Genomic DNA, 18,522 nt, shown 5'->3' on the forward strand with positions numbered 1-18,522 from the left:
GCCGGGAATATCGAAACTGCGACACGGAAGGCGGGCGATCTCTGCGATGATCAGCCTTCGATCTCAAAACCCTATGATCACCGGTTCGTGCTGAATCGGATTCGCCGTGCCGTAGCGGCGCGCGAGCGGAGCTGCGATCCGCCCCGGACATCGGCGTTACGGCGCGCTGCTGACACAGAATAGCGATTATCAGCTTCTTGCCATGACAACATGACGCGTCGAGCTTAGGAGCAACCAGCGCGCTCATCCCCCAAGAGGCGTGCCCACTCCCGGCGGCAGCGTCTTGCGGCGCCTTGCCGCCGGGAGACCAGAGGGAGCGCCGCCCCGTTCGCAAGAGCGGTCATCTCGCAAAGTTCGGCACATGATGCCGGGTCGCTTACCCCCCTCTCGCCGAGCACCTGCCTTGCCTGTTGTGATGCGGCGGTATTTCGGCCTTGACCTTGGACCATGGTCCTACCCGTAGAAGGTCTCCCCTTTGAAGCTGTGCCCGCTGGGGTGCGCAGCAATGCCAACACGTCCGGGGGGCCATGGAGAGCAAGCGCGTCGTTCATGTCATTGATGACGAAGAAACAATCAGGAAAGCTGTAGGATTCACATTAAGGACAGCGGGATTTGCCGTCGAGACCTATGGCTCGGGAGTCGACTTTCTGAAAATTGCAGATGAAGCTGAAAGAGGTAGCATCGTTCTCGACATGCACATGCCGGACATGAACGGTCTACAGGTTCAGGCAGCGCTGACGCAGATGGATATAAGCATGCCAGTCGTGATGCTGACCGGCAACGGAGACATTGCGCTTGCTGTCCAAGCGATGAAGGCGGGTGCTGTCGATTTCCTGGCCAAACCTATCGAACGGCCGCTGCTGCTCGATGCGATAGACCGAGCGTTCGCGCGCATCGACACGGCCGAGGGGCGCGCTCTCGAAGAAGCCGAGGCATGCCGACAGGTCGATCTACTGACACCGCGCGAACGGGATGTTCTCGAAGGCCTTGCGCAAGGCCTTCCGAACAAGACCATCGCCTATGATCTGGGCATTTCTTCACGGACGGTCGAAGTCCATCGCGCGAGCATCATGTCCAAGCTTGGAGTCCGTACCCTTGCCGAAACCTTGCGGATCGCCTTTGCGGCTGGAATGGGAAGGCCGCTGTAGGTAAAGGCGGCCAGGGCTGCTGCGGTTGAATCTCTGCGTGTCACCTGATGGCGCGGACATAGTGCCTGCTGGGATGCATCGACGGTGTTCATCAGCTTTTGGCGGAATTTTCGTGAGCCCAGGCGAAGGGTCGCGCTTGATTGCTATCGCGAAAGGAGATGAAACTCTTCCAACAGCTGGGCGATCTCTGTGCCTTCAAGCTTCGTCATCAACAGCTTGCGCAGGAAGGACGGGCCGGGAATGTCGATCCCTTTGCCATCCCTGAGCGGCCCGATTGCGGCCAGAAGCGTGCGGATATCATAGGTTGAGTTGAACACTTCGGGCACGCCGCGTTCGACCTTCATCAGCGTGTAGACGGCCTCCATCGGCGTGCGCACCGAATATTCCGTCGTGAAGATACAATCACGCTGCTTCGACTCGGCAAACTGGCCGACAAAGGCGAAGTTGACCGCGCCCTCGGGCACCACGTCCGGCCGGTCGCCGGCCTGGCGCGGCATGAAGAAGGCGGTGATGTAGGGCATCATCACCGGCACGGTCTTCGCCCCCGTCGCGGCGAGGCCGGGGATGTCCTCGACCGGCACGCCGAGATGATAAAGCCATTCCTGCGTGATCTCCTCGCCCGTACAGTCCTGCATCGGCTTCTTCACATAGTCGCCGGGTCGGTCGACGAACAAGGCATAGAACCAGGCGACGATCTGGTCCTTCGGCTGTTTCCTGAAGTGGGGTTGCCGGCTCACCGTCCAGCTCAGCAGCCAGCTCGAGTCCTTGACCGTGATGATGCCGCCGGTCACCACCGTGCCGCTGAACGGATCGCGCTTGGCAATCTTGCGAATGTACGCCGGAATGCGCGCGTCGAGCGTGGTGATGGTCGCCGACGCCCATTTGGTTTCCGGGATATGGGATCCAAACACGTCGGGACGACCAAAGGCCGGGTCCTTGGCCGCGATCCGGCGCCACAGGTCCCAGGCCGGCGCCGGCCCCTCATTCAGCCTGGCCGGTGTATGATGATCGCCATTGTCGGAATTTTCGGTCAGCGATCCGATAGTGATGAAGACGAGATCATCGGCGCCGAGATCGACGCCGCCTTCGACGCCGTTTTCGATCCAGGCAATCCGGGTCGCCTGCTTGCGGCCGGGCTGGATGTCGAAATCGACGTCGGTGACCTCGACGCCGTAGCGAAATCTCACACCGCGATCCTGCAACCATTTGACCAACGGCAGGACCATCGATTCATATTGGTTGTAGCGGTTGAACTTGAGCGAGGAAAAATCCGCCAGACTGCCGATATGGTGGATGAAGCGATGCAGATAGAGCTTCATCTCGAGCGCGGAATGCCATTCCTCGAAGGCGAACATGGTGCGCCAGTAGAGCCAGAAGTTGCTCCTGAGGAAATCATCGCCGAAGACTTCGTTGATCCGCTTGTTCTCCATCTCCTCCCGCGTCGCGAGGAAGACGGAGATCAGATCTCTTCGCGCGCGATCGCCGAGTGTCAGCAAAGCCTTGTCGGGCACATCCTGGCCCTGGTTCTGCGTGACGCGCTGCAGCGAGAAATTCGGATCGTCCTTGTTGAGCCGGTAGAATTCGTCGAGCACACTCGCATCCTCGATCTCCAGCGACGGGATCGAGCGATAGAGATCCCAGAGGCATTCGAAATGCTCCTCCATCTCGCGCCCTCCGCGGATGACGAACCCCTTTTCGGGGACGTCGAGGCCGTCGAGCGCGCCGCCGGGAATATGCAACTCCTCAAGGATGGTAATATGCTCGCCGGCGACGCCGCCGTCGCGGATCAGGAACGCCGCGCCTGCCAGTCCCGCAAGACCCGAGCCGACGAACCAGGCCGTCTTCCTGTCAGCGCCCTCAGGTTTGCGGGGCCGCACGAAAGCTTCGTAGTTCCCGCTACTATAGTGCATGCTCAACTCCATCCTTGATCCCGACGACAATGGCGGTTCTGCGGTTTCTTGCTGAACAGCAGAAATGCCTGCCCTGCATTCATTCTCGCCGATGTCGCCCGCCGCTCAGTTCGACGACTTCACTGGTGATCTGATCCTGACGCGTGAGGCGCTCCTCGAGGCGCAGGGCCTCGCCCTTGCGATCGATGTGGCTGCGGGCGGTCGCCATGGTGCGCAGCCGTGCCTCATTCTCGGCGACGAACGTCTCGACCGCAGCCGCGCAGATGTGGGCGAAGACATATTCCGCGGTCAGGTCGCCGATAAGGTCCGCCGCGTTGATATTGACGAGCGGCGGCAAATCCGCCGTGGACGCGGGGAAAGTGTCGAGGTCGAGCGGCAGGAGGCTCGCGCGCACGATCGAGACGCCCTTGCCGCTGCTCCAGACCGGATAAGCCATGGTGATGGGCACCGCGCCGACCTCGTCCAGATAGTCGTACAGCGCGTCGATGATGCTTGTCGCGAGTGCGGGCAGCGCATCGGCCTTGCTCGGCATGCTCGCGCTCCATGCGATGCGCAGACCGCGCTCGGCCGCAAGCGTGGCCGTGCGCGCGCCAATCAGAAGAATATGCCTGTCCTGCATGTCGGCCGCGGCGCCGTCGAGCAGCTGCTCCGGAAAGGCCCCGGCAAAGCCTTGCTCCGCACCGAACAGGATAAGGCCGCCTCTCGCACCACCGACCGCCCGCGCCGGAAAACGCGCCAGTGGCTCGTCAAGGCGGCGCGCCTGGCCAATGGCGGTGCGGGCGGTCTCCGCATAGCGTCGCACCGCAGGCAGCAGCGCGCGCGCCTGATGCGCCCGCTGCGCGGCGATGCCCTGCATGGCGTTGACCACCGCACCGAGCTGGCGGACGGTCTCGATCCGCTGGCCGATCTCGGCGAGGCGATCGCTCATGATGCAGAACCGGCCGGCTGGCTTTCGATCAGCGCTTTCACCGTCGTCATCAGAGCGGACCGCTGCGCGGTGTCGATCTGTCCAGTCCGCTCGATCTGCGCGCATAGATCGGGGACGTGATCGTCGATCCAGGCGGGCAGCCGCGTGCGGAGCGACGATATCTCCGAGACCGCCATGCCATCGAGCAACCCTTCGCCGAGCGCCACGACCAGCGCCACCTGGTCGACGACCCGTAGTGGACTCGACAGCGGTTGCACGAGCAAGGCGCGCAAGCGCTTGCCGCGTTCGATCTGGGCGCGGACACGCGGCTCGGGCTGCTCGCCGAAGCGGGTGAACATCTCGAGCTCGAGGAACTGCGCATAGTCGAGGCGCATGGTCCCGCTCGCGTCGCGCAGGACGCGAAGCTGCGTCTTGCCGCCGACCCGGCTCACGCTCGTGCCCACATCGATGGCGGGCTTGTGCCCCTGCGCGAACAGCTTCGCGTCGAGAATAATCTGACCGTCGGTGATCGAGATCAGATTGGTCGGGATATAGGCGCTGACGTTGCCGGCATCGGTCTCCGCGATCGGCAGAGCCGTGAGCGAACCGCCCCCCTTCTCCGTCGAGAGACGCGCCGCACGTTCGAGCAGGCGGGAATGGAGGAAAAAGACGTCGCCGGGATAGGCCTCGCGCCCGGGCGGCTGTCCGGTCAGCAGGGCGATCTCGCGATGGGTCGCGGCATGCTTGGTGAGATCGTCGAGCACCACCACCGCATGGCCGCCACCATCCCGAAAATACTCGGCCATCGTGAAGCCCGCGAACGGCGCGATCCATTGCAGCCCCGGCGCCGCGGCGGGGCTCGCCACGACGAAGATGGTGCGGTCCGGCGCGCCATGCCGCCGCACCTGGTCGACCACGCGCGCGACCGCCGAGCTTTTCTGGCCGATCGCGACATAGACGCAGATCATGTCGCTGGTGCGCTGGTTGATGATCGTGTCGACCGCGAGCGCCGTCTTGCCTGTGGCGCGGTCGCCGAGAATGAGTTCGCGCTGCCCCCGGCCGATGGCGAACATCGCATCGATTGCGAGCGTGCCGGTCTGCACCGGCTGGACGACGAGGTCGCGTTCGATGATCGCCGGCGCCGGCCGTTCGACAGGATCGAAGCGCCTGGCCCGGATCGGCGCGCCCCCATCGAGCGGACGGCCGAGCGGATCGACGACTCGGCCAAGCAATGCCTCGCCAACCGGCACGCGCACCACCTCGCCCGAGCCGGTTACGGTGTCTCCTGCCTCCACCTGGGCGGCATCGTCGAGCAGCACGCAGCCGATCCGGTCCCGGTCGAGCGTGTGGACGAATCCGGTCTGGCCCCGGGCGAAATAGAGCAATTCGTCGAGGCGCGCGTCCGGAAGGCCCGAGACCATGGCAACGCCGTCGCCGATCGATTCCACCCGGCCAATTGCATCGACACGCGGCCCGAGATTGGCGCGCGTGATGCAGCTCTGGGCCTGCGTCAGCCAGTCTTCAGGCGATCCGGGCATGATCGTCTTCATTGAGGCTCTCAACCATGGCGTCGAGATCGGCGCGCCAGCTGTTGCGCACGACGGCGTGGGGCGTGCGAAGCTCCGCGCCGGCGATGAGATCTGGATCGACTGCGAAGATCGGGGTCGCGGTATCCGGCAGGATTTCGCCAAGCGCGCGCGCTACCTGCGTCTGCAGATCGGCCGTCAGCGGCGCGGGCGTCGCGACGGTGACGGGCCCGGCGGCCGCCAGGCTGCGGCGATCCGCCTCGGAAAGGTCTCCGAGCCGCGCCTTGAGCGCGTCGACCATGGCCTGCACCGTCTGCTCGGGCGGGAGACGAGCGAGCAACGTGCCTGCCATCGAGGCGGCGAGGTTCGCTGCCTTTTCCCGCCACTGCGCCGCCACCCGCCCGCGTTCGGCATCGATCGCCGCATGGCCTTGCTCGACGACGGCGTCCGCCTCGAGCCTGGCCTGCGCGAGGAGGCGCTGGCGCTCCGCTTCGGCCTCGGTCCGGATCTCGGCGCGGCGAGCCGCCGCATCCGCGACGAAGCCGTCATTCTGCGTTTTGAGCGCCTGCGCTTCGGCCTGTGCCCGGTCCTTTGCCTCCCGCGCTTCGTCGAGCAGCGCCTGGGCCGATGCCTGGCGGGCAGCGATGGCATCCATCACCGGACGGAATAGGAAGCGTCCGAGCAGCCACACGAGGATGAGGACATTGACCGCCTGCAGCGCGAGCGTCCACCAGTCGATCCGCATGTCAGGCGAACGGGTTGGCGAAGAGCAGCAGCAGCGCGATCACGAGGCAGTAGATCGCCATCGTCTCGATCATCGCGAGGCCCACGAACAGCGTGCGCGAGACGGTGTTGGCGGCTTCGGGCTGGCGCGCGATCGCGTCCATCGCGGCGGCGACGGCCCTGCCCTGCCCGAGCGCCGGGGCGATTGCGCCGATCGAGATCGCGAAAGCGGCTCCGAGGATGCTGGCGAGATGGATCCAGTTCATGCGGGGGACTCCTGTTTGGATGGCGGGCGGGCGCCGTTCTCGCTGATAGCGCTCCCGATAAAGACCATGGCGAGCGCGCCGAAAATGTAGGCCTGGACCGCGCCGGTCAGCATTTCGAGCGCCATGAGCGGGATCGGGACGAGCAGCCCGGCGAGGCTCAGCACGACGCCGATCATGAAGACGCCGCTCATGACGTTGCCGAACAGGCGCACCATCAGCGAGAAGCTGCGGGTGAAGAGCTCGACGATATTGAGCGGGGCGAGCAGGATCGAGGGGCGCGCGAAGGTCGCGAGATAGGCCCTGGGCCCGAGCGCGCGGACGCCGAACCAGAGCGTCGCGCCGAAGACGATCAGCGCCAGCGCCGCGTCGGTTTCGAGGGTCGCGGTCGGCGGCTCGACGCCGGGGATCAGCGACGACCAGTTGGCGACCAGCAGGAACAGGAACAGCGTGCCGATCAGCGGCAGATAACGCTGCGGTTCCGCCTCCATCGTCTCGCGGATCTGGCCGGCGACGGTCTCGACGACCAGCTCGAGCGCCGCTTGGGCTCGGGTTGGGCGTAACGCAAGGCGGCGGGTCAGCAGCCAGCTTCCGATTGTAAGGAAGGCCATGATGCCCCAGGTCGTGGCGACCGGCTGGCTGATCGGCACCGGACCGATCGGGAACAGCACATGGCTTTCAAGTGGTGACGCGAATTTCATCGGGCGCCTCCGAGCCGGTGGAGCATGATCTGGCGCCCGCCCATGAAGCCGGTTGTAGCGGCAAGAAGCGCCGGCCACCCTTGCCGGCTGGCGATGACGAGAACCAGAATAGTGACGGCGAGACGCCCGAGCCTGAGCAGGATCGCGCGCGATGCCGGGCCGCCATGGGTGACGAGGTCGGCTTCTCTGGCGATGGCCGCGAAATGGGCGAGGCCGACCGCAAATCCGAGGGCCAGGAACAGGATGGGGGAGAGCTGGCTCATTGCCGGTGCATCCAGCGCCAGCCCGACCAGCAGCCGAGGGCGAGCCCGACGAGCAGGAGCGGCGCGGTCCAGAAGATGCCGCTATCCAGCCGGTGGTCGAGCCAGCGGCCGATCGCGAGACCGACCAGCGCGGGCAGGACGATCTGCCAGCCGAGCACGCCGATCTGGCCGAGATTGCGGGCGACGGAAGGAAGCCGCTGCGCAAGCCGCCGCCGTTCCGCGCGGGTCCGGATGGCTTCGACGATCGGCTGCTCGGGCTTGTCCGCGGTCACAGACCAAGCTCCCGGCCACCACCCTGCAGGGCCTCGACCATATGGCGGATCGCCTGCATCCTGAGTTTCGCCGACGCGGTCCGTTCGGATCGTTCGCCCTCGTCGCGCTCGCGGTAGCGCGCGAGCACGTCATGCTCGAGCGTTCCGAGGTCATCGCCGACATGGCCTTCGCGCGTCGCGACCGCGACCTCCGTGCCGTGGCTCACGGTCAGAATGCCGTTGCGCACCGCGCAATAGCCGGGAGCGCCATCGAGGCCCCGCCAGGAGACGATCGAGACGCCAAGCGCGGTCAGGAAATCGGCGTGGCCCGACAGGATGCCGAAACTGCCGCTGGCATCCTCGGCGCGAACCGACCTGACGTCCGTGTCGACGAGGATCGCGGTCGGATCGGTGATCCGCAGCTTCATGCGCCCTCCCCCACGCGAGAGCGTGCCTCTTCAATATCGCCCACCATGTAGAAGGCGCTCTCGGGCCAGTCGTCGGTCTCGCCGGCCAGGATGGCCGCGACGCCCTGCAGCGTATCGGCCAGCGCCACAGAACGGCCGGCTTGCCCGGTGAAGGCCTGGGTCACCATGAAGGGCTGGGTCAGGAAGCGCTGCAGCCGCCGCGCCCTGCCGACGATCAGCCGATCCTCGCGGCCCAGTTCCTCGATACCGAGCAGCGAGATGATGTCCTGAAGCTCGCGATAATGCGCGATCGTCTCCCGGACCTGCTGGGCGAGCGCGTAATGATGATCGCCCACGACCTGCGGATCGAGCAGGATCGACGACGATCCCAGCGGATCGACCGCGGGATAGATGCCTTCGGCCGCCATGGCGCGCGAGAGCAGAATGGAACTGTCGAGATGGGCGGAGATGGCGGTGACCGCAGGGTCGGTGAAATCGTCGGCGGGCACATAGACCGCCTCGATCGCGGTCACCGCCGCCCCATGCACCGAGGCGATGCGCTCCTGCAGCGCGGCCACTTCGCTGGCCAGCGTCGGCTGGTAGCCGACGCGCGAAGGCATGCGTCCGAGCAGGCCGGAGACTTCGCTGCCGGCCTGGACGAAGCGGAACACATTATCCATGAGCAGCAGGACATTGCGCTTCTGCTCGTCGCGGAAATGTTCGGCGATGGTGAGCGCGGTCAGCCCTACCCGCCAGCGCGCGCCCGGCGGCTCGTTCATCTGCCCGAAAACGAGCACGGTCTTGTCGATCACGCCCGAGCCGCGCATGTCCGTGAGCAGCTCATGGCCCTCGCGCGATCGCTCGCCGATGCCGGCAAAGACGGAAACACCTTCATAGCGCGCGACCATCGCGTTGATGAGTTCCATCACCAGCACGGTCTTCCCCACCCCCGCGCCCCCGAACATTGCCGCCTTGCCACCCTGGGCGAGCGGCGCGAGCAGATCGATGACCTTGATGCCAGTCTCGAACATCGCCGTCGCCGCGCTCTGCTCGTCGAGCGGCGGGGGGGCGCGGTGAATGGGCCTCAATGGGACATCCGGCCCAAGCGGCGCGCCGCCGTCACCCACCTGCCCGGTCGGCGTAAGGAGCCGCCCCAGAACCTTGTCTCCGACCGGGACCGCGATGGGGGCGCCCAAGGCCATCACGCCGACATTCCGAGCGAGACCGGAGGTCGGCTGAAGCGCGACGGCGCGGACGGTGCGGTCATCGATATGGCTCTGCACTTCCGCGACCAGCGGGCCTGACGACGCATCGACGCGCAGCGCTTCATTGACCGCGGGCAGCGGCCCTTCGTCGAACTCGACGTCGAGGACGGGACCGCGCAGCGCCGCAATCCGGCCGAGCCTGGCTATGGACGGTATCACGCCCATGCCGGTTGCCGGGTCAGACCATAATCATGCCCGACCGTGCCGCGATCATGACGGGACGGGTAGAAGTCGCTGCCCGCGGGCACGACATGGACGACAAGCCAAAAGTGCATTGGCTGAGCGTCGCAGGCAAGCCGCAGATTCGGCATACGTAGAGTTACCGATTCTCTCTGATTCAGCCTCGCCGAATAACGGCGGCGCGACGCGATGGGCCTCAGGCCAGGGCGCTATGCCCGATATGCCAGAGCTCAAACGCGAAGAGAAAGGTTCACCGTTTCATGCCCTATCCCGTTGATCAACTCGCCGCGCTCGCCAAAGCGAATGTCGGCCTGATGCTGAAGCTCGCCGAAGTCGCCCGGAAAGGTGGCGAAGAGTCGCTCGAGGTCGGCAACCGCGCCGCCGGCCGCTTCGCCGAAGAGGCGCGTGCCTCGATTGCGGGCGCGACGGACAAGACGTCGGACGCCGGCGCGGTCAGCCCGGCCGGACCGCGGGCACTGTTCGAGGACATGGCCACGGTCCGCGAGCATATGATTGCCGGCACAAGATCGGCGTTCGAGGAATGGCAGCAGGCCTGGCAGGCCGTCGCGAGCGCTCCGACGGCTCCCGGGGCGCTGGATGCCTTTGCTGCCATTGTCGGACCATGGTTCGGGCAGAAAAGCCCGGGCGACGGCGAGAAGCAGGCCACCAGCGACAAATAGGATAGCCCCCGATCGCGGCGAGCCGCCCTAGCCGAGCAGGTGCTGACCGCCATCGACCGGAATGATCGTGCCGGTGATATGGCGGCCGGCATCGCTCACCAGAAAGGCGGCGAGCCCTCCGACATCCTCGATGGTCACGAGCTGGTGCTGCGGGACCGTCGCCGCGGCCCGTTCGAGCAGCTCGTCGAAGCGGTCGATGCCGCTGGCAGCGCGGGTCGCGATCGGGCCTGGCGAGATCGCATGGGCGCGAATGCCCTTGGGGCCAAGCTCAGCCGCGACATAGCGGGTCGCGCTTTCGAGGGCCGCTTTGACCGGCCCCATCAGGTTGTAGTGCTCGACCACCCGCTCCGACCCGTAGAAGGTGACGCACAGCAGGCAGCCGCCATCCGACATCAGCGGCTCGGCGAGACGCGCCATGCGCAGGAAGCTGTGGCACGAGACGTCCATCGCCAGCGCGAGGCCTTCGGCCGAGCTGTCGACGACGCGGCCGTGCAAATCCTCCTTCGGCGCGAAAGCGATCGAGTGAAGCAGGAAATCGAGGCCGCCCCATTCGGACTTCACCCGCTCGAACAGGGCCTCCAGTTCGCCCGGCACCCGGACATCGCACGCGGCGAGCCATTCGACTCCCAGGGTCTCCGCGACGGGCGCCACGAACGGCTCGGCCTTTCCGTTGAGATAGGTCGCCGCCAGTCTCGCGCCACAGTCGTGAAAGGCCTGGGCGCAACCCGCCGCGATGCTATGCGCGTTGGCGATACCGATCACCAGGCCGCGCTTGCCAGTAAGATCGACGAGAGGTTTCATGCTTTCGGCTCCTCACGCAGCAGATCGGCGGTGTGGATGGCGATCATCCTTTCCTCATCGGTCGGGATGACGCGGACGGCGACACGGCTGGACGGCGCGCTGATGACTGCATCTCCTCGGAGGTTCGCGTCCGCGTCGAGGTCCACGCCGAGCCAGCCGAGCCGACCGGCGACGCGGGCGCGAATTTCAGGCGAATTCTCGCCGATCCCGGCAGTGAACACGAATGTGTCGAGACCCCCGAGCGAGGACGCGAGAGCGCCGGCCTGGCGCGCGATCTGCCAGACGAAGAGCTCGATCGCTTCCCCAGCGGCGGGCGTTTCGCTGCCGAGAAGCGCGCGCATGTCGCTGGAGACGCCGGACACGCCCAAAAGGCCGGACTCACTGTAGAGGAGATGCTCGACTTCACGCGCCGTCATGCCCCTCTGCTGGAAAAGATAGAGCACCGCGCCCGGGTCGAGCGCGCCGCAGCGCGTACCCATCACCAGCCCGTCGAGCGCGGTGAACCCCATCGTCGTGTCGATGCTGCGCCCCCGGCCATCGCGCAAAGGCTGGCCCCGTTGCCGAGATGCGCGGCGATCGTGCGGCCACCGCCTGTATCGGGATCGATCGAACGCAGCTGCCGCGCGATATATTCGTAGGAGATGCCGTGAAAACCGTAGCGCCGCATGCCCTCTTCGCCAAGCGCGCGCGGCAGCGCGAGGCGCGTCGCGATCGGGGGCTGGCCATGATGGAAGCCGGTGTCGAAGCAGGCGACTTGCAGCACAGCGGGGCGCAGCCTGGAGACGGCGCGGACCGCGGCGAGATTATGGGGCTGATGCAATGGCGCCAGTGGGCAAAGCGCCTCGAGCGCGGCGAGGAGTGGCGCGTCGACCCGCGCCGGCGCTGAATAGTCGGTGCCGCCATGAACGATCCGATGGCCGACCGCGATCAGATCGTCGCCGACCGAGGCTTCGATCTCCCGCAGCAAATCCTCGAGCAGCGTCTCGTGCGTGATCGTGCCGTCTTTCGTCCAGCGCCGCTCGGCAAGGACATCCCCCTTCGCATCGCGCGCGATCAGGTGCGGCTCAAGGCCGATATTCTCGATCTTGCCGCTCGCCAGCAAAGAGGGCTCATCAGTGCCCGGCTCGGCGTAGAGCGCGAACTTAAGGCTCGACGAACCGGCGTTGAGGCACAGGATTTCAGCCATCGCGGCGCTGTCCCGCAACGCCGGGAGCCGCCTTGGTCGCAGCCCGCGCCAGCAGCACCGCGAGCGCGCAGGAGGCGAGGCGCGTGCGCACGCTGTCTGCCCGGCTGGTGAGGATGATCGGAGCGCGCGCGCCGAGCACCACGCCTGCGGCATCGGCGCCGCCCAGGAAGGTCAGCTGCTTTGCGAGCATGTTGCCGGCCTCCAGATCGGGCACCAGCAGGATGTCCGCCTGGCCGGCGACCGGCGAGACGATACTTTTCTCGCGCACGGCCGCCTCGCTGATCGCATTATCGAGGGCGAGCGGGCCATCGAGCAGCGCGCCTTCGATCTGGCCCCGGTCCGCCATCTTGCAGAGCGCCGCGGCATCCAATGTGGTGCGCATTTTCGGATTGACCGTTTCGACGGCGGCGAGGATCGCGACCCTGGGCTGTTCGATCCCGATCACATGGGCAAGGTCGATCGCGTTGCGCGCGATGTCGGCCTTGTCCTCAAGCGTCGGCTCGATGTTGATCGCGGCGTCGGTGATGATGAGCGGGCGCGGATAGCCGGGCACGTCCATCACATAGGCGTGGCTGATCCTGCGTTCGGTCCGAAGGCCCGTGTCGGACGATACGACCGCGCCCATGAGCTCGTCAGTATGAAGCGAGCCCTTCATCAGCAGCGCGGCTTCGCCGGCCCGCACGCGCGCGACGGCTTCGGCGGCGGCGGCGTGGCTGTGCGGGACGTCGATCACCCGGAAGGCCGCAATATCGACACCGGCGTCCTTCGCCGCATTCGTCATACGCGCCGCAGGGCCGATGAGAATCGGAACGACGATGCCGGCGTCGGCGGCCTCAGCCACTGCGCGCATGGCGTCGGCGCTGCACGGATGGACCACGGCCGTGACGCACGCAGATCCGTCCTTGGCGCGCGCCATCAACTGGCGGAAGCGGTCGTGGCTGGCGATCCGCACGTCGGGAAGCGGCATGCGGGGCCGGCTGACTTTCTCGGTGGGCGCCTTGACCTCGGCCTGGCCGCTGATGACGGTCTCGCCCTTCTGGTTCACACAGGTGCAGTCGAGAACGATGACATGATGCTCGGCGCGCTTCTGCGCGACGGTGACGCAGGCCGTGATGGTGTCGCCGACGCCCACCGGGCGGGTGAAGCGAAGCGATTGGCCGAGATAGATCGCACCGGGCCCTGGCAGCTCGGTTCCCAGGATCGCCGAGATGAGCCCCGCGCCCCACATGCCATGAGCGATGACCCTGTGGAACATGTCCGTTTCGGCATAGACAGGGTCGAGATGCGCCGGATTCACGTCGCCTGACACCGCCGCGAAGAGCTGGATGTCGTCGGCGGTCAGCGTGCGGGTGAGGCTGGCCGTATCGCCGACGGCGATCTCGTCGAACGTGCGGTTCTCGATGAGGTTGGCGGCGGCCATGGCTCAGCGCTCCAGCACGTAGCGCCCGGGGGCATCACCGAGCGGCGGATAGTTCCGTTCGGGCGCGCCCATCGCCGGTGGGGCCGCCGCCTCGCCCGAGTGCGATCCAAGCCATGAACTCCATTCCGGCCACCACGACCCTTCGCGCACCTCGGCCCGCTCCAGCCAGGCATCGGGACCTGGCGCCGGGCCATCCTGCATCCGTGTCGCGATGCGATAATGGCGATGAGGATGCCCGGGCTCGGAGACGATCCCGGCATTGTGGCCACCGCTCGTCAGCACGAAGCGGATCTCCGCGCCCGTCAGCATGTGGAGCTTGTGGGTCGAGCGCCACGGCGCGACATGGTCGGTTTCCGTGCCCACCATGAAGATCGGCATGCGCAGCCCCGAGAGCGAGACCGGGTGGCCGCCGGCCTCGTAGCGCCCTTCGGACAGGTCATTGTCGAGGAACAGGCGCCGAAGATATTGCGCGTGCATGGCATAGGGCATGCGGGTGCCGTCGGCGTTCCATGCCATGAGGTCGGTCATCGGCTCGCGCTCGCCCATGAGATAGGTCGAGAGGATGCGCGACCAGAGCAGATCGTTGGACCGCAGCATCTGGAAGGCGCCGCCCATATGGCTGCTGTCGAGAAAGCCGCGCGCCCACATCATCGCATCGATCAGGTTGATCTCCGCCTCGTCGATGAACAGACCAAGTTCGCCCGGCTCGCTGAACTCGGTCTGGGCGGCGAACAGCGTGACGCTCGCCAGACGCTCATCTTCATCGCGCGCCATCGCGGCCGCGGTGATGGCGAGCAGCGTGCCGCCGATACAATAGCCGGCCGCGTGGATCTTCTCGGTGCCGGTAATCGCCTGGATGACATCAACGGCGGCCATCGGCCCAAGCAGGCGATAATCCTCCATGTCGAGATCGCGGTCGGCGCTGTCGGGATTGTGCCAGGAGATGCAGAACACGGTGTAGCCCTGCCCTACCAGCCAGCGGATGAGCGAATTTTCCGGCGACAGGTCGAGGATGTAATATTTCATGATCCATGCCGGCACGATCAATATCGGCTCCGGACGCACCGTCTCGGTTGCGGGCGCATATTGGATCAGTTCCATGACCCTGTTGCGAAACACGACCTTGCCAGCCGTGGCTGCGACCTTCTCGCCGACCCGATAGGCCTCCGTGCCCGCTGCGGGCTCCCCGCGTACCAGGCGTTCCAGGTCGTCGCAAAAAAATCGCGCACCCTCGACAAGGCATTGTCCTCCGGTTTCGAGGATGCGCTGCTGGAGCACGGGGTTGGTCGGGATGAAATTGGTCGGGGACACCATGTCGAGCATCTGGCGGGTCGCGAACTCGACGATCGCTTCGTGGTGCCCGGTGACGCCGCTCACGCCGGTCGTCGCGGCATGCCACCATTGCTGCTGGAGCAGGAAGGCCTGCTCGATCAGGTCGAACGGATGGCGCTTCCAGGCTGCGTCGGCGAAGCGCCGATCCTGGGGCAGCGGATCGATCGCCGGCTCGGGATCGCTGCCGGATGCGCTGCGCATGGCATAGTCGGCGAGCCGCATCAGCTTGCGCCCGCCCTTGGCGGCGAGCTGCAGCTGCCTGCCTGGCGAGCAGAGAATGTGCGTCCACCAGTCGGAAAAAGACTGCGCCAAAGTGGCGGGCGACTGGCCTGAAGTCAGCTGCGCGATGGCGGCGAAGCTCGACCGATCCAGCGTCGTGGCCAGACCGTCCAACGGGTCAGGGATATTGCTTCGACTCTGCACATTTTCGCTCCTGCTGCGGTGCAACAAGCCCTGAAGCGCAGGAAGCCTCTGCGCACTCCGTAGTCCTACGGAGGGATTGCCTCGCATATGCCAGCCCCAGAAGTCAGAGCTCAGCACGACATTGCTGTATGAAAAGCGGCCAAATACGATCAGGAGGCTCAGTGCGGTCGCACGGGCGAGCCAGCTATCCCGCCGAACCAGTCCCGCAATACCGGCGAAAGGGTCTGCGGGTTGCCGCCGATATGGCGAAGATCCTCCGCCAGCAGTGGCGGGCGGACTGCGAGGAAATATATCGCGAGGCCCGTCGTGAGAATGCCAAGTGCGATCAGCACCCCGGCCGCCAGAGCGGGTCTGGTCCGAGAGGCGGCCGGCGCTAACATTTTCTGTCGAGACTCAGTTCGGCGATGATGGGACAATCTGGCCGCTCGTCGCCATGACAGCGCTCGGCGAGATCGACGAGGGTCTCGCGCAGGGTCGTCAGCGCTTCGGCCTTGCGCTGCAATTCCTCCGCCCGCGCCAACGCGACCCGCTTTACATCGGCGCTGCTGCGGCCCGTGTCGGCCCACAGGCCGAGCAGGGTCCGGATCTCCTCGATCGGAAAACCGAGATCGCGGGCATTGGCGATGAACCGCAGGCGATGGAGGTCACTCTCGCCATAGTCGCGATAACCCGCTCCCCGGCGCGGCGGCGCCGGGATGAGGCCGATCTTCTCATAATGGCGGATCATCCGCTCCGAGACCCCGCTTTGCTTCGACGCCTCCCCGATGTTCACAGCGCTTTCCGGTTGAGGCGCAGCGCGTTGGTGACCACGCTGACCGAGGAGAGCGCCATGGCGGCGGCCGCGATGATCGGCGAGAGCAGGATGCCGAACAGCGGATAGAGCGCGCCCGCCGCCACCGGCACCCCGGCGACATTGTAGATGAAGGCGAAGACCAGGTTCTGGCGAATGTTGGACATGGTCGCCTGGCTCAGCCGCCGTGCCCGCACGATGCCCATGAGATCGCCCTTGAGCAGCGTCACGCCCGCGCTCTCGATCGCGACGTCGGTGCCCGAGCCCATGGCAATACCGACATCGGCGGCAGCCAGTGCGGGGGCGTCGTTGACCCCGTCGCCGGCCATCGCCACCACGCGCCCCTCGCTTTTCAACCGCGCGACGACGGCACTCTTCTGGTCGGGCAGTACCTCGGCTTCGACATCGTCAATGCCGAGCCGCCTTGCCACCGCCTCTGCTGTGGTGCGGTTGTCGCCGGTCAACATCACCACGCGAATGCCTTCGGCCTTGAGTGCGGCCAGGGCCTCCGGCGTCGTCTGCTTCACGGGATCGGCGATTGCAAAGGCGCCGCCGACGGTGCCGTCGACGCCGATGAAGATCGCGGTGGCGCCATCCCGGCGCAGGGCGTCGGCCTGCTCCGCCAGCGCGTCGGTTGCTATGCCCTCTTCCGAGAGGAACCGCGCATTACCGAGCACGATCCGGCGGCCGTCGACGGTGCCGAGCGCGCCGCGTCCGGTGGGGGAATCGAAGTCGGTGACGTCGCTCGTGGGGATGCCGCGATCCTTGGCGGCCTCGACGATCGCCAGCGCGAGCGGATGCTCGGAGGCCCGCTCGACCGAGGCGGCAAGCCGCAGCAGTTCGGCTTCGTCGAAGCCGGGCGCCGGCACGATCTGGGTGACGGCAGGCCGGCCTTCGGTCAGCGTGCCGGTCTTGTCGACGACGAGCGTGTCGACTTTTTCCATATGCTCGAGCGCTTCGGCATTCTTGATGAGGACGCCGAGCCCGGCGCCGCGGCCAACCCCGACCATGATCGACATCGGCGTGGCGAGACCCAGTGCGCAGGGACAGGCGATGATCAGCACGGCGACCGCCGCAACCAGCCCGTAGGCGAAGCGCGGCTCGGGGCCCCAGATGCCCCAGGCGATGAACGCGACCACCGCGACCGCGATGACCACGGGCACGAACCAGCCCGACACCTGATCGGCCATGCGCTGGATCGGCGCGCGCGAGCGCTGCGCCTCGGCGACCATCTGGACGATGCGCGCCAGCATGGTGTCCCGGCCAACCTTGTCGGCGACGATAACGAGCGCGCCGGTCTGGTTGAGCGTGCCGCCGATCACCGTGTCGGCCTTGGCCTTGGTGACGGGCATGGACTCACCGGTGACCATCGACTCGTCGAGCGAGGAACGGCCGTCCTCGACCACGCCATCGACCGGCACCTTCTCGCCGGGACGCACACGCAGGCGGTCGCCGACCGCAACGAGATCGAGGCTGATTTCCTCTTCACTGCCATCGGAACCGATCCGGCGCGCGGTCTTTGGCGCAAGGTTAAGCAGCGCCTTGATCGCGCCCGAGGTCCGCTCGCGCGCGCGCAGTTCGAGCATCTGGCCGAGCAGCACGAGGACAGTGATCACCGCGGCCGCCTCGAAATAGACGGCAACCATGCCGTCCTCTCCGCGGAAGGCGGGCGGGAACAGCTGGGGCGCGAGCGTCGCGACGACGCTGTAGATCCAGGCGACCCCGGTCCCCATCGCGATCAGGGTGAACATGTTGAGGTTGCGGGTCTTGAGCGAGGCCCAGCCACGCTCGAAGAAGGGCCAGCCCGCCCAGAGCACGACGGGTGTCGCCAGCACGAACTGGATCCATACCGAGATCGACATCGGCACGAGGCGATGGATCGCGGGAAAGAGATGCGCGCCCATCTCGAGGATCAGCACCGGGAGGGCCAGCATCAGGCCGACCCGGAAGCGCCGTGTGAAATCGACCAGCTCATGGCTGGGGCCGCTGTCGGCAGTCACGGTCGCGGGCTCGAGCGCCATGCCGCAGATCGGACAGGACCCGGGATGGTCCTGCCGAATCTCGGGATGCATAGGGCAGGTCCAGATCGTGCCTTCTGGCACCGCGACTGGCGGTGCCGGCGGGCCGAGATAGCGCTCGGGATCGGCGATGAATTTTGCCCGGCAGCCCGCGCTGCAGAAATGATAGCTTTCACCGCCATGCTCGGCATGGTGCGCAGTGATCGCAGGATCGACGGTCATGCCGCAGACCGGGTCCTTGACGCCAGCCGCTGGTTTCGCAGCGCCGTGGCTGCCGCAGCAACCGCCGCCATGCGCCGCTCCATGTGTCTCGTTCATCGCCTTGCTC

18 protein-coding genes and 1 pseudogene are annotated in these 18,522 nt (G+C 66.3%); 2 read left to right on the top strand and 17 right to left on the bottom strand.

All coding sequences use genetic code 11. The annotated features are described in order from the left end of the window. Nucleotides 1-527 precede the first annotated feature (527 nt). Nucleotides 528-1,148, top strand: a complete 621-nt coding sequence (locus B6S01_RS17690) for a response regulator transcription factor (RefSeq protein WP_021245235.1) — start codon at nt 528-530, stop codon at nt 1,146-1,148. A 143-nt stretch (nt 1,149-1,291) separates the two neighbouring features. Here the strand turns inward: B6S01_RS17690 and B6S01_RS17695 are convergent, their stop codons facing one another. The 10 genes from B6S01_RS17695 to atpD all read right to left on the bottom strand — a co-directional run bounded on the left by B6S01_RS17695 (nt 1,292) and on the right by atpD (nt 9,529). Next, the gene (locus B6S01_RS17695; RefSeq protein ID WP_021245234.1) at nt 1,292-3,058 is read right to left on the bottom strand and encodes an oleate hydratase; all 1,767 of its coding nucleotides are present in this window, start codon (nt 3,056-3,058) and stop codon (nt 1,292-1,294) included. A 79-nt stretch (nt 3,059-3,137) separates the two neighbouring features. Further along, nucleotides 3,138-3,986: a F0F1 ATP synthase subunit gamma gene (locus tag B6S01_RS17700; protein WP_021245233.1), complete on the bottom strand. Its 849-nt coding sequence runs from the start codon at nt 3,984-3,986 to the stop codon at nt 3,138-3,140. Further along, nucleotides 3,983-5,503 carry a F0F1 ATP synthase subunit alpha gene (locus B6S01_RS17705; RefSeq protein ID WP_021245232.1) on the bottom strand — a complete coding sequence of 507 codons (1,521 nt, stop codon included), beginning with the start codon at nt 5,501-5,503 and terminating at the stop codon, nt 3,983-3,985. The genes B6S01_RS17700 and B6S01_RS17705 overlap by 4 nt, the downstream gene beginning before the upstream one ends. Then, entirely contained in the window at nt 5,487-6,236 is a 750-nt protein-coding gene (locus B6S01_RS17710; RefSeq protein ID WP_021245231.1) for a F0F1 ATP synthase subunit B family protein, read from the bottom strand. Before B6S01_RS17710 ends, B6S01_RS17705 begins: the two co-directional genes overlap by 17 nt. Nucleotide 6,237: 1 nt before the next feature. Beyond that, a complete protein-coding gene (locus B6S01_RS17715) occupies nt 6,238-6,480 on the bottom strand; it encodes a F0F1 ATP synthase subunit C (protein WP_017501321.1) in 243 nt (80 codons plus the stop codon). Beyond that, nucleotides 6,477-7,178, bottom strand: a complete 702-nt coding sequence (locus tag B6S01_RS17720; protein ID WP_025546733.1) for a F0F1 ATP synthase subunit A — start codon at nt 7,176-7,178, stop codon at nt 6,477-6,479. Before B6S01_RS17720 ends, B6S01_RS17715 begins: the two co-directional genes overlap by 4 nt. Continuing rightward, on the bottom strand, nt 7,175-7,441 hold the full coding sequence (locus tag B6S01_RS17725; RefSeq protein ID WP_017501319.1) for an ATP synthase subunit I: 267 nt from the start codon (nt 7,439-7,441) through the stop codon (nt 7,175-7,177). The genes B6S01_RS17720 and B6S01_RS17725 overlap by 4 nt, the downstream gene beginning before the upstream one ends. Then, nucleotides 7,438-7,713, bottom strand: a complete 276-nt coding sequence (locus B6S01_RS17730) for an AtpZ/AtpI family protein (protein WP_021245229.1) — start codon at nt 7,711-7,713, stop codon at nt 7,438-7,440. The genes B6S01_RS17725 and B6S01_RS17730 overlap by 4 nt, the downstream gene beginning before the upstream one ends. After that, nucleotides 7,710-8,120: a F0F1 ATP synthase subunit epsilon gene (locus B6S01_RS17735; RefSeq protein WP_017501317.1), complete on the bottom strand. Its 411-nt coding sequence runs from the start codon at nt 8,118-8,120 to the stop codon at nt 7,710-7,712. The genes B6S01_RS17730 and B6S01_RS17735 overlap by 4 nt, the downstream gene beginning before the upstream one ends. After that, complete coding sequence (gene atpD / locus B6S01_RS17740) at nt 8,117-9,529, bottom strand: F0F1 ATP synthase subunit beta (protein ID WP_021245228.1); 1,413 nt, start codon at nt 9,527-9,529, stop codon at nt 8,117-8,119. The genes B6S01_RS17735 and atpD overlap by 4 nt, the downstream gene beginning before the upstream one ends. Nucleotides 9,530-9,804: 275 nt before the next feature. Here atpD and B6S01_RS17745 point away from each other — a divergent pair, with 275 nt between their 5' ends. Continuing rightward, a complete protein-coding gene (locus tag B6S01_RS17745) occupies nt 9,805-10,224 on the top strand; it encodes a hypothetical protein (RefSeq protein WP_017501314.1) in 420 nt (139 codons plus the stop codon). A gap of 27 nt (nt 10,225-10,251) precedes the next feature. Here the strand turns inward: B6S01_RS17745 and fabI are convergent, their stop codons facing one another. The 7 genes and pseudogenes from fabI to B6S01_RS17775 form a co-directional block, all read right to left on the bottom strand. Next, complete coding sequence (gene fabI / locus B6S01_RS17750; protein ID WP_021245226.1) at nt 10,252-11,025, bottom strand: enoyl-ACP reductase FabI; 774 nt, start codon at nt 11,023-11,025, stop codon at nt 10,252-10,254. Beyond that, nucleotides 11,022-12,211: pseudogene (locus tag B6S01_RS17755) on the bottom strand (acetate/propionate family kinase). The gene fabI and the pseudogene B6S01_RS17755 overlap by 4 nt, the downstream one beginning before the upstream one ends. Next, complete coding sequence (locus B6S01_RS17760) at nt 12,204-13,631, bottom strand: bifunctional enoyl-CoA hydratase/phosphate acetyltransferase (protein ID WP_021245224.1); 1,428 nt, start codon at nt 13,629-13,631, stop codon at nt 12,204-12,206. Before B6S01_RS17760 ends, B6S01_RS17755 begins: the two are co-directional and overlap by 8 nt. 3 nt (nt 13,632-13,634) lie before the next feature. After that, a complete protein-coding gene (locus B6S01_RS17765; protein WP_021245223.1) occupies nt 13,635-15,356 on the bottom strand; it encodes a PHA/PHB synthase family protein in 1,722 nt (573 codons plus the stop codon). A gap of 188 nt (nt 15,357-15,544) precedes the next feature. After that, the gene (locus tag B6S01_RS21175; RefSeq protein ID WP_021245222.1) at nt 15,545-15,718 is read right to left on the bottom strand and encodes a hypothetical protein; all 174 of its coding nucleotides are present in this window, start codon (nt 15,716-15,718) and stop codon (nt 15,545-15,547) included. Between the two features lie 41 nt (nt 15,719-15,759). Then, nucleotides 15,760-16,158 (bottom strand): Cu(I)-responsive transcriptional regulator, encoded by a 399-nt coding sequence (gene cueR, locus B6S01_RS17770; protein WP_007406402.1) that lies wholly within the window; start codon nt 16,156-16,158, stop codon nt 15,760-15,762. After that, the gene (locus B6S01_RS17775) at nt 16,155-18,512 is read right to left on the bottom strand and encodes a heavy metal translocating P-type ATPase (RefSeq protein ID WP_021245221.1); all 2,358 of its coding nucleotides are present in this window, start codon (nt 18,510-18,512) and stop codon (nt 16,155-16,157) included. Before B6S01_RS17775 ends, cueR begins: the two co-directional genes overlap by 4 nt. Between the last annotated feature and the right edge of the window lie 10 nt (nt 18,513-18,522).

The sequence above is a fragment of the Sphingobium herbicidovorans genome, assembly GCF_002080435.1.
In the GTDB taxonomy this organism is placed as follows: domain Bacteria; phylum Pseudomonadota; class Alphaproteobacteria; order Sphingomonadales; family Sphingomonadaceae; genus Sphingobium; species Sphingobium herbicidovorans.